13 protein-coding genes, 1 tRNA gene and 1 pseudogene are annotated in these 11,300 nt (G+C 42.5%); 8 read left to right on the top strand and 7 right to left on the bottom strand.

Going from position 1 to position 11,300, the window contains the following annotated elements:
• Positions 1–581: 581 nt before the first annotated feature.
• Positions 582–953, top strand: coding sequence for a hypothetical protein (locus BLW34_RS13570; RefSeq protein WP_090580659.1), 372 nt, complete (start codon positions 582–584; stop codon positions 951–953).
• Between the two features lie 4 nt (positions 954–957).
• Here the strand turns inward: BLW34_RS13570 and BLW34_RS15795 are convergent, their stop codons facing one another.
• The 6 genes from BLW34_RS15795 to queA all read right to left on the bottom strand — a co-directional run bounded on the left by BLW34_RS15795 (position 958) and on the right by queA (position 6,954).
• Positions 958–1,200, bottom strand: coding sequence for a hypothetical protein (locus tag BLW34_RS15795; protein ID WP_143037936.1), 243 nt, complete (start codon positions 1,198–1,200; stop codon positions 958–960).
• Positions 1,201–1,390: 190 nt separating this feature from the next.
• Positions 1,391–2,323 (bottom strand): protein translocase subunit SecF, encoded by a 933-nt coding sequence (gene secF / locus BLW34_RS13565; protein ID WP_090580656.1) that lies wholly within the window; start codon positions 2,321–2,323, stop codon positions 1,391–1,393.
• Positions 2,324–2,404: 81 nt separating this feature from the next.
• Entirely contained in the window at positions 2,405–4,252 is a 1,848-nt protein-coding gene (gene secD / locus BLW34_RS13560) for a protein translocase subunit SecD (protein WP_090580653.1), read from the bottom strand.
• Between the two features lie 72 nt (positions 4,253–4,324).
• Positions 4,325–4,783, bottom strand: coding sequence for a preprotein translocase subunit YajC (gene yajC / locus BLW34_RS13555; RefSeq protein WP_090580650.1), 459 nt, complete (start codon positions 4,781–4,783; stop codon positions 4,325–4,327).
• 54 nt (positions 4,784–4,837) lie between these two features.
• Positions 4,838–5,923, bottom strand: coding sequence for a tRNA guanosine(34) transglycosylase Tgt (gene tgt, locus BLW34_RS13550; RefSeq protein ID WP_090543970.1), 1,086 nt, complete (start codon positions 5,921–5,923; stop codon positions 4,838–4,840).
• Complete coding sequence (gene queA / locus BLW34_RS13545; RefSeq protein ID WP_090580645.1) at positions 5,920–6,954, bottom strand: tRNA preQ1(34) S-adenosylmethionine ribosyltransferase-isomerase QueA; 1,035 nt, start codon at positions 6,952–6,954, stop codon at positions 5,920–5,922. The genes tgt and queA overlap by 4 nt, the downstream gene beginning before the upstream one ends.
• Positions 6,955–7,210: 256 nt before the next feature.
• On the opposite strand from queA, the gene BLW34_RS13540 reads away from it, so the two are divergent.
• The 7 genes from BLW34_RS13540 to BLW34_RS13515 all read left to right on the top strand — a co-directional run bounded on the left by BLW34_RS13540 (position 7,211) and on the right by BLW34_RS13515 (position 11,054).
• A tRNA-Leu gene (locus BLW34_RS13540) sits at positions 7,211–7,297 on the top strand.
• Between the two features lie 149 nt (positions 7,298–7,446).
• On the top strand, positions 7,447–8,667 hold the full coding sequence (locus tag BLW34_RS13535) for a tyrosine-type recombinase/integrase (protein ID WP_371263952.1): 1,221 nt from the start codon (positions 7,447–7,449) through the stop codon (positions 8,665–8,667).
• Positions 8,668–8,764: 97 nt separating this feature from the next.
• Positions 8,765–9,496 (top strand): hypothetical protein, encoded by a 732-nt coding sequence (locus BLW34_RS13530; protein WP_090580642.1) that lies wholly within the window; start codon positions 8,765–8,767, stop codon positions 9,494–9,496.
• A gap of 101 nt (positions 9,497–9,597) precedes the next feature.
• Positions 9,598–9,837 (top strand): helix-turn-helix transcriptional regulator, encoded by a 240-nt coding sequence (locus BLW34_RS13525; protein WP_090580639.1) that lies wholly within the window; start codon positions 9,598–9,600, stop codon positions 9,835–9,837.
• 1 nt (position 9,838) lies between these two features.
• Positions 9,839–10,135 carry a helix-turn-helix domain-containing protein gene (locus BLW34_RS13520; RefSeq protein ID WP_090580636.1) on the top strand — a complete coding sequence of 99 codons (297 nt, stop codon included), beginning with the start codon at positions 9,839–9,841 and terminating at the stop codon, positions 10,133–10,135.
• Entirely contained in the window at positions 10,128–10,271 is a 144-nt protein-coding gene (locus tag BLW34_RS16220; protein ID WP_177166047.1) for a hypothetical protein, read from the top strand. The genes BLW34_RS13520 and BLW34_RS16220 overlap by 8 nt, the downstream gene beginning before the upstream one ends.
• Before the next feature lie 3 nt (positions 10,272–10,274).
• Positions 10,275–11,054 carry a plasmid recombination protein gene (locus BLW34_RS13515; protein WP_090580632.1) on the top strand — a complete coding sequence of 260 codons (780 nt, stop codon included), beginning with the start codon at positions 10,275–10,277 and terminating at the stop codon, positions 11,052–11,054.
• A 15-nt stretch (positions 11,055–11,069) separates the two neighbouring features.
• Here BLW34_RS13515 and BLW34_RS13510 read toward each other — a convergent pair.
• Positions 11,070–11,300 (bottom strand): annotated as a pseudogene (locus BLW34_RS13510) (hypothetical protein); the annotation flags it as partial.

Below are 11,300 nucleotides of genomic sequence, written 5' to 3'. Positions count from 1 at the left end.
GAGCCGGTGGAAAATCGAATCTACCTTATATCATAGGTGCTATCGTGCTGGCCGCTGCTGGTGCTTTCTTCTTCATGCGCAGTAATAAGAATAAATTAAAAACTGCTTAACTAGCATTAAGAAATGTAGGTATTTGATCAGTTTGTACTCTATATTTTCAATGGACTGATCCTTCATAAAATATGCATGTCATTGTAAGGATAGTGATAATGATATGCTGCATTCTTTGGTTAGGGCTTCATTTTCACCAGCGTGATGCCCTAACAGAGCGAGAATTACAATCTAAATATTTTTGGCATCTAAACTAAAGTTTAATAGTATTATTTCATTACATACTTTTTGGGTAATGATTTTATTCAAAATAAATAGCTATACCCCGCGCGGCCACAGATGCGGAAAATAGAAACGCAAACGATCTACTAGCTTAAGGTAGAGATATATTGACGTATAGTCGAGATAAGGTGTCCTGTAGAAGTAGGGGTATATGTCTCATGACGAGCAAAGAAGATTTCTATTTTCTGCATCATACCTTCACTGAGTATCACGTATTTTCGGTATCAAATTAGGAGTGGTCGACCTAGGTGTTTTTAGTCCCGCAGTGCGCTGGTGTAATCTACGACCAACTACTGAAGGAGGAATTATGGGACAAATTTTGCACGGAGCACCTGCGCGACGGAGACAACCCCTCAAGCAATACAACAGAGTCAAGTGAGCCTGAAGGATTTTGCGCAACGAGACACGGCATCAATCCGAAGACGGTGACCAAGTGGCGCAAGCGTGGCTGCTTCGTTTGTGTCGATATTGCCGAAGTGAGTGCAGAAGAAGATAAACTCTATCTGTTCATTGCTGTCGATCGGATGTTAAGGTTCGCTTATGTAGAGTTGCATGATAAATCGGACAGGGAGATATCGGCGGGGTTCGTTGATCCATTCCAGCACACCGTGTGGGACTAAACACCTAATTGGATAAAACGCAATGATAGCTAAACAATGAATGTCCTGGCGAGGGGCTTCCTGTAAATCTAAAAACTATAGTTGCGAGAGAGAAATCTGGCGATAAATAAAGTAGATCCAAAGGTAGCACTACAGCTTGCGCTTGTCTTAATTCTTCTATTGTTCTTGAATTAACCAGCAAATCCTTCGCTTGTTCCAACACCTCTTTTCCACTCGCTATTCGTGCCATCACAATATTTCCTTTCATAAGCTACTTCTGTTATTTCACTTATGAAATAGGAATGGAATTACACATTCTGGGAGAAGAAATCCTTACTTAATATCAGACCCTCTCAAGCTCTTTCAGTCGTGCTGCTGATGTGATCTTTATGTCGAACTTACGTTGTATAAGTTTATTTATCTTGATTGATTGGAATAATCTAATCCCAGATTAAGAGTTATGGCAGAGCTTCCTCTTGTTGTTTTTTTTCTGATTTTACGAGATCCTCGCGCTTGACCCCTAATAACATGAGAAGCGGACTTGCGACGAGTACAGAAGAGTAAATACCAAACAAGATACCAATGGTTAGGGCTAATGCAAAATAATATAAGGCCTCGCCACCGAAGAGAAGCATAGATACAACGACTGCCTGTGTACTGCCATGAGTAATGATAGTACGAGACATTGTTCGTGTAATAGCATTATCTATAATTTGTGCTACAGGAGCTTTGCGCATCTTACGAAAATTTTCGCGAATACGATCAAATACCACAACAGATTCATTTACCGAGTAACCGAGGACTGCCAAAATTGCGGCAAGAACTGTAAGAGAGAATTCCCATTGAAAGTAAGCAAAAAAACCTAAAATAATAACTACATCATGTAAGTTGGCGATAATACCAGCAACCCCAAATTTCCATTCAAAACGTACTGCTAGATATGCAACGATGCCAAATGAAACAAACAGTAAAGCTAATGCCCCATTTTCTAGCAGCTCATTACCTACCTGGGGACCAACAAATTCTACTCGACGTATTTCTACTGACTCATCAATTTCTTTAAGAGAGGCTATTACAGTTTCTGATAACTTTGCGCTGGATAATTCATGCTTGATGGGTAATCTAATCAATACATCACGAGAAGAGCCAAAATTCTGTACTGACGCGTCAGATATTCCAAGCGTAACAAAGATTGATCTAATTTTATCGAGATTGGCTGGTTGCGCATAACTGGCCTCCAGCACAGTTCCACCCGTAAAATCAACCCCTAAATTCAATCCTTTTGTGATAATAAAAAAAACTGAAAAGATAAAAGTTAGTAACGAAATAGTAGTGGTGTATTTTCCCCAACTCATAAAGGGGATATCACGTTCAAATTTAAAAAATTCCATGGCTTAAGAATCCTAGTTAGCTATTTTAGACCAGCTTTTTGTGATTTCGATTACGAGTAAAACCGGATATATAATTATTTGTTATTGACGCTTAATAGTTTTAGGTTTCCAGACAGTACCAATCGAGATTTTTTCTAATTTGCGATGACCGCCATAGGTTAGATTAACCATCGCTCGAGAAACGGTCACTGCTGTGAATATAGAAGTTAGAATACCCAGACATAGTACAACTGCAAATCCTTTGACTGGGCCCGAACCAAAAGCAAATAATGCAATACCCGCAATCAGTGACGTGATATTTGAATCCAAAATGGTCCCAAACGCTCGTTCATAGCCTGCACTGATGGCAAGGTGTGGCGTTAAACCGTTGCGCAGTTCATCGCGAATGCGTTCATTAATTAGAACATTTGCATCAATCGCCATGCCAACTGTAAGTGCAATCGCAGCCATGCCAGGAAGGGTTAATGTCGCTTGTATAATTGAGAGAAGACTGATCAATAATAAAAGATTTGCACCGAGAGCGAGGGCAGAAATAACACCAAATGCTCTGTAGTAAAGCATGATAAAGAGGGCTACAGCCAGGAAGCCAAATAATGTCGAATTAAACCCCCTGCTGATATTATCAGCGCCTAGACTCGGTCCTATAGTACGCTCTTCAACGATTTCCATTGGTGCAGCTAATGCGCCGGCGCGCAACAATAGAGCTACATCACGTGCTTCTACACTACTCATTCGACCACTAATCTGTACACGTCCACCACCTATTTCCTCACGTATCACAGGAGCGGTGATGACCTCTGTATGTTTTTTTTCAACTAATAGAATGGCCATGCGTTTGCCAACATTGTTTCGTGTTAGCTGCTTGAAGATTCGTGAACCATTGCTATCAAGACTAACGTGAACTGCTGGCTGGTTGTCATTATCAAACCCAGGTTGTGCATCTGTAATACGATCGCCAGTCAACAGTACTTGTTTTTTTACCAGTAGTGCGCCGCCACCACGTTCAGTGAAGAGCTCGGTGCCAAATGGAATATGTCCTCTTAACGCAGCCTCGATATCGCTTTCATCATCCACCATCCTGATTTCCAGAGTAGCTGTTCTTCCCAGAATATCCTTTGCTTTAGCGGTATCCTGGACGCCAGGTAGTTGTACGATAACGCGGTCCGGCCCTGCTTGTTGGATAATAGGTTCTGCTACACCGAGTTCATTAACACGATTACGTAAAGTCGTGATGTTTTGTTGTATGGTCGCGCTCTGCATGCGAATATGTGCTTCAGGCTTGATTGATGCTAGCAGGCGAAAATCCTTATCCGTATCTTGTGTGCGCAGATCCAGATCAGAATATATTTTCTTGAGCTCAGTTTCAGCTTTTGAGCGTGACTGCTCATCTCTGAATTTGATTATGAGCTGTGAATTTTCTCGATTGAGGCCAGCAGATGAAATTTTCTGCTCGCGCAAGCTGCTGCGAATATCTGTACTGTAGCGATCCAGTGATTTGGACAATGCTCCATCCATATCAGCCTGCAACATGAAATGTACGCCACCACGTAAATCAAGCCCTAGATACATTGGTAATGCACCAATACTATTCAGCCACTCAGGAGAATTGGGAATCAGGTTGAGCGCAACGATGTAATCAGTGCCAAGTTCCGATTGCAGGATGTCTCTAGCCTTGATTTGAATGTCCGTATCAGCAAAACGAATCTTAATGCTGCTTCCCTCGACGAGCGTTCCCTCAGTAGCCAGATCATGTTTGCTAAGAACATCTTCTACTCTTTGCAAGAGTGGTATACCAGCCTCTGCTGTGATTCTTAGTGGCGAAATTTGTATTGCGGGTGATTCACCAAAAAAATTGGGTAAGGTATAAAGCAATCCAACAAGCAGCGAAATCACAATGATCAAATTTTTCCAGAGAGGATAGCGGTTCATGGTATTAAATGAATTAAAAAATAGGGGCAGAGATGGCTAAATTGGCCAAACGTGTGATTCTTATTGAATCCTTTAGTTTTTTTCGCTGCTCTCTTTTTGAGTTTCGTTAGTAGATGTCACATTACTACCTTCATTGCTACTTTCCTGAGCATCGCTTGTTTTTTGGGGCTTACTGTTTTTAAGTGCTTTATTACTTTTACCTGCATCAATACTTTTTAACGTACCTTTGGGTAATAAAGTCTGCACTCCAGATTTCAGCACGGTTATTTCAATATTTGGCGCTATTTCCAACGTAATGTAGCTCTCTCCAGCGCCAGTGACACGGCCTAACTCGCCGCCACTTATAATAACTTCATCGCCTTTTTGTAATCCTTCTCTCATTGATTTTTGCTCTTTTGCGCGCTTGGATTGTGGACGAATCAATAAAAAATAAAAAATAACAAGAATCCCGATTAATGGCAGGAAACTCATTAAGTTCGGTTCAGCTTGAGCACCATTAGTCGCTTGAGCAAAGGCTTCACTAATCAACATGATATTTTCTCCCGAAGAAAAAGATTAAAAATTGCATTCTAACACGCTGCAGCATCATGCCTGAAATTCTCGTGCGTATCGTTCAAATTGGCCGGATTCAATTGCTGTGCGAATCTCAGTCATGAGCTGCTGATAATAATAAAGATTATGTAGAGTGTTCAGGCGTGCACCGAGGATTTCGTTTATTCGCTGCAAATGATGGAGATATGCCCGCGTAAAATGGCGGCAGGTATAGCAGAGACATTGATCATCCGGTGGTGAGGTATCCAGACGATATCGACTATTCCGTAGCTTGATAATGCCATTTCGTGTATAGAGCCAGCCATTGCGTGCATTGCGTGTAGGCAAGACACAATCAAACATGTCAATGCCTTGTGCGACCGCATGAATGATATCTGCTGGCGTACCTACTCCCATTAGATAGCGGGGCTTATCAGGGGGCAACTGGGGTACGATATGATTGAGTATGCGCTGCATGTCCTGCTTGGGTTCGCCTACAGATAGGCCGCCTACAGCGTAACCATCAAAACCTATATGCTGTAAGCCAGCAAGAGATAAGTCTCGTAGATTTTCATGCATGCCTCCCTGAACAATACCGAAGAGTGCATTAGGATTTCCATCGTGTGCGCGTTTTGATCGCTCTGCCCATCGTAGGCTGAGCTCCATGGATGTCTTGGCTGTTAAAATATCGACTGGGTAAGGCGTACACTCATCAAAGATCATAACAATATCAGAATTGAGCGCACGCTGAATACGCATAGATTCTTCGGGTGTTAAGAAGCACTTATCACCATTTACCGGGGAGCGGAATGCTACGCCTTGCTCGTTGATTTTACGCAGTTTGCCGAGGCTAAAAACCTGGAAGCCTCCTGAATCAGTGAGTATTGGACCATTCCATCCCATGAAGCGATGTAGACCTCCATGTGTTTCAATCACGTCCAAGCCTGGTCGTAACCATAAATGGAAAGTATTGCCCAATATTATTTTTGCATTGATTTCCTGTAATTCTGCAGGTGAGACAGTTTTGACTGCTCCATACGTTCCTACAGGCATGAAAGCGGGTGTTTCTACCTTACCGTGGGTAAGCGTCAGTGTTCCTCGTCGGGCTCCACTATCAATATGGTGTAATTCGAATTTCATACTTTTCTTTCAATAAGCATGGCATCACCATAGCTAAAAAAGTGGTAGCGTTGGGTGATGGCATGTTGATAGGCGCGATGGATATTTTCCATCCCAGCAAAAGCAGAGACCATCATCAATAGAGTGGATCGAGGTAAGTGAAAGTTTGTAAGCAAACGATCAACGATACGAAAATTGAAGCCTGGCATCACAAAGAGATTGGTTTCACCATACCCTGGCTTTAATTGACCGTCATTGGTTTTGGCGCATGCTTCCAAGGCGCGCAGGGATGTGCTGCCTACTGCTAACACACGATTACCGGTACCTTTCGCTTGTTGAATCGCACCAATCGTTTCTGCTGGTATGTAATAAATTTCTGTATGCATTTGATGATCCAAAATATTTTCAGCTCGAACAGGCTGAAATGTTCCAGCTCCGACATGTAACGTTACATAAGTGATCACTACACCTATTTCACGTAGATTGATTAGCATTGCTTCATCAAAATGCAAGCCCGCGGTAGGAGCCGCGACAGCGCCGACTTGTTTTGCAAAAATCGTCTGATAGCGATCCTCGTCCAGTTGCGTCGCCTGTCGCTCAATATAAGGTGGCAATGGCAGGCTACCGTATTGTTCCAGTAGCTGAATTACTGAGAGTTCATGTGTGAAGCGCAGTATATAAAAATTTTGCTCGTGTCCCTGAACAATTGCATTAATTGTGTTTTCCAGTAATAACCTTGATCCGATCTTGGGAGCATGGCTGGCGCGTATCATTGCCAGGACATGATGAGAATCGAGTACCCGTTCTACCATTACTTCTATCTTGCCGCCGGTCTGCTTGATACCCCATAGTCGTGCTTTGATTACTCGGGTATCGTTAAAAACGATAACATCGCCAGCGCGCAGATACTTCGGTAAGTCAATGAATAAAGTATCCTGAAATTTGTCACATGGGCTATCTAAGTAAAGCATGCGACTATCTGTTCGCTGCGTGGGCGGAAACTGTGCAATCAAATCACTGGGTAGAAAAAAATCGAAGTCCTGAGTTTTCATCGTCCCTATTATACCGGTGTGGTTAAGCTATTCTCGAATTTCGCTTCGATATCTTGTGTTTAGGGGACAAGGTGGTTTTGTTCTTATATGTACTGATTCCTCACCTATCTACTTGATATATCTCGTTACTTTATCCGATCTCCCTTGCTCTCGAACCATGCGCTACAATTTTTTCACAAGCGCTATGTTGCTGTACCCGCTATTTTCAGTAATAATTGCGCCTCGCCCGAAATAAAATTAAAAACAAATGGGGGCTGCCGGGATGGCGGAATTGGTAGACGCACGGGACTCAAAATCCCGCGAAGGTGACTTCATGGGGGTTCGATTCCCCCTCCCGGCACCAAATAAGCATTTCAAATAGTATCTCATAGCATCAAACTCCTTGAATTTACTTGCTTACAGCGATATTGATAATTTCTTATAGCATCATAACGTATCTGGACATACCGTCAAAATAACGGTATTTTTGACGGTACTTTTAAATGCCGTCATGTGAGATACCGTCAAATACTTACAGATACCGCAGTACGCAACGCTAAACCAAAAGACAAGTCCTACAAAATAGCTGACAGTGGCGGCTTATATTTGTTGGTGAAATCCGCCGGAAAGTATTGGCGCATGGATTACCGCTATGTAGGTAAACGCAAAACGCTGGCTATCGGTATTTATCCAACTATTTCTCTTACCCTTGCACGCAAGAAAAGAGATGAAGCACGTGATTTGCTCGTCAAAGATATTGACCCGGCGCTGGTGAAAGCCATAAATAAGCAAGCCAAGAAACATGCTCACGAAAACACATTCCAAGCTATAGCACTTGAATGGCACATCAAACAATCCAATACCTGGGCAGAATCAACCTCAGCCAATATAAAACGATGCCTGGAAGCGGATATATTTCCTTGGCTAGGTAATCGTCCAATCAAAGATATTAACGCACCTGAATTGCTTGCTGTGTTACGCAAGATAGAAAGCCGTGGAGCGCACGAGAAAGCGCAACGAGCACGGGAATATGTTGGGCGAGTATTTCGATATGCCATACAAACTGGGCGTGCTGAACGTGATCCTAGCGGTGATTTGAGAGGTGCATTAACACCTGCCAAAGCAAAACACCATGCCAGCATTACCGACCCAAAAGCTATTGGTGCATTACTTCGTTCTATCAATGGCTTTGTTGGCTCATATACTACTAAATGCGCGTTACAGCTTGCCCCGCTGGTATTTGCCCGACCGGGTGAATTACGTCAAGCAGAATGGTCAGAAATTGATTTAGATAAGAAAGAATGGCGCATACCCGGCCATAAAATGAAGATGGGCGAGCAACATATCATTCCACTATCCCATCAAGCAGTAGAGATTTTAGAAGCCATCCAGCCATTAACAGGGAATGGCAAATATATCTTTCCAAGCATAAGAAGTACCAACAGACCCATGAGTGAAAATACCATCAACGCAGCATTAAGACGCATGGGTTATGAAAAGGATGAAATGACCGGACATGGTTTCCGCAGCATGGCGAGCACATTATTACATGAACATGGCTGGCCACATGAAGCGATAGAAAGACAATTAGCCCATGCAGAACGCAATAAGATAGCAGCGGCATATAACCATGCAGAACACTTACCCAAACGACGGGAGATGATGCAATGGTGGGCGGATTATTTAGACGAGCTGGTGGCAGGTGCCAAGGTAATAAATTTACAAAAAGCTTGATCAAGTTTAACTGCGCCTAGCCCGACGGGGCGAACACCGGGAACCCTTACCCGGTTGGCGTGGTTTCTGATTTAAGGGGGGTGTGTAAGGGGCGCTTATGAAGAATTATGAAAGATATGGTATTCCTGATAATTTATATTTAGATAATGAATTTATGATACCTGATTATTCATTTGTCTATATTATTGATGATGAATCTTCTTTAGATACTGGGTCAGCTGTTTTAAATAACTCGAATCGTGCGCTATGGGGCGCGGCTGAATATTGGACTGTATTAGAAGCATCTTTATTAGTAGCGGGTTTAAACCCCAATGATGTTAATCTTTACGCAATTGGCGAAAAGTGTACTCGGGATAGAGATAGTTTACCTATAACAACTCATTATTTTTGGATTAATGAGCCTCTATTATCGGCAGCTAAGGATTATTTATTTTTATTTGAACGCTCCACTCTTAGTCCTAAAGCCCCACCCATAGATTGGATAAAATACTACAAGCAAAAAATACTTGGTAAATCTCTCCAACATGAGGCTGTAGAACGCTATGCTAAGGATTGGTTTGTTTATTTTAATATCAAGAATGGTGAACTTGATCAATCTGAAATTATAACCAAGCCAGAATCAACTCGTAAAACTGAAAACTTACTACGTGCTCTTGCCGCTATTGCCATAGATGATTATAGATATGATTCAGATTCATTAAAATCAACCGCCCCCCAAGATATTGCTGATGCACTTAGTAAGAGAGGGGTAAATTTTGACCCCAAAACAATTAGAGGCTGGTTAAAGGAAGGTACAGCCTTACTTCCTCCCAACCATAATAAAAAATAGTGCAAATGGAAATTACCGATCGTAATGAGGATATTTCCGTACTGTATAAATTGATTTTTTTATGATCTTTCCTGTGATTAACAACAACAGGAAGGTATCTAATGAGAGTATCTCAACACTCAATTCCCGAAGCCCTCAAAAACTTCGATCAACTACCCGATACTGCCAATGTAAGACAGCCAGTAGTTGAAGCTTTATATGCATGTTCATCTGCCAGTATTTGGCGAGGTGTAAAAGCAGGCCGTATTCCTAAGCCCCGTAAATTATCACCACGCACTACCTGTTGGAACGTCGGAGAACTACGAACAGCATTGGCAATAACCGGAAATCAAGGGGCATAACATGGAAAAAAAAATACCGCCCCATAAAGAAGCGGCTTTTCAGGAAATCAATAAGCAGTTTAGCGGTAATTCAGTTAAGCAGCAATGCGCCAGATTATTGCAGGCTCTAAAAATGTTCAGCATTAATACCTTTGAAGCTAGTCGTGGATTAGGTATCTATCATCCACCTGCGCGAATATTACAGCTTCGCAAACTAGGCTACATCATTGACACGATATGGCAGGTCATCGAAGCAGAAAATGGTGATATGCACCGTGTCGGCTGCTATGTCTTGCGTAGTGGTTTAAATCGTGAATGATCAAACATGGCTGGAACGCTTGGAAATGCTTATCACACGTTTTTCTCACCTTGGGATAGGCTCTGATATGGCCTCCCTGAATTCAAGTGAGCTATGGGCGCTATACCTTTATCTTTCCCGGTTAGTGGATGAATAAACAATGGCAGCAAGCCACTTACTGAGACTTGGTAAGGTGAAAGGCAGGAATGGTATTCTGAACGCATTGAAACATAATAAACGCACATTGCAAGCAGAACGTGGCGCAGGTGCAAATATTGATGCGTTTAGAACGCCATTCAACTATTCATTAACCAATACTGATACTGCGGAGCAAATTGACCGTCATGCAAAAGTGTTGATGGTTCAGGCTGGCATTGATAAACCCCGCATTAATCAGGTAATGGCATTAGAGATAATTTTCAGCTTACCTGTAGATCGACACGGACAGGATACCCGGCCATTCTTTAAAGATTGCCTGGAATGGGTTAAACAACAAATGCCGGGTGTGTTGCTATCCTTTGACGTTCATCTGGATGAAAGCGCACCCCATGCCCATGCACTGATTCTGCCTTTAGTGAACAATAAAATGCAAGGCAATCAAGTTATGGGCGGCAAGGGCAACTTGCTTAGATTGATTAACCAGTTCCACTTGGATGTTGCACGGTACTATGGCTTAAGCAGAAATGAAACCAAACGTCTTAACACTAATGACAAGGCATTGATAGAAAAGCAGGTTTTATCAAAACTGAAAACTGATCCAGTCATGAAATCCATTATTTGGCCATGTGTACGCGATGCTATACACAATGACCCATTACCTTATGCTCAATTGTTGGGTATTGGACAAACACAACAAGCTTCCAAAGCTAAAAGAAAATCATTTGTTGCAATCATGACTTCCAAAGGAAAAGAAAAAGGAAAAGAAACAAATGCTATATAGTCGGCCCTGCAAAATTCACCCGGCTGCTAATATAGATTTGGCATGCCGAGTATTCACATCAACAGTCAGAAGTTCGCTCCTGATAGAATTGACCAGCTGAAGCAATAGAATGCGTAAAAAAGCCGTCTTCAGCCCCAGGCGAACCATTGCCCGCAGCAACCAGCGTAGGTTGTAACCCGTTGCACACAGTACTGCATGGAGCGCATCGCCCAGTTTTCCCTGTAACCAGCAACGATCCATTCGGTG

Origin of the sequence: Nitrosomonas sp. Nm58 (assembly GCF_900107335.1) — a bacterium.
Classification (GTDB): domain Bacteria; phylum Pseudomonadota; class Gammaproteobacteria; order Burkholderiales; family Nitrosomonadaceae; genus Nitrosomonas.
The sequence above is the reverse complement of the archived record's forward strand: the minus strand, read 5'-3'. Positions and strand labels throughout refer to the sequence as shown.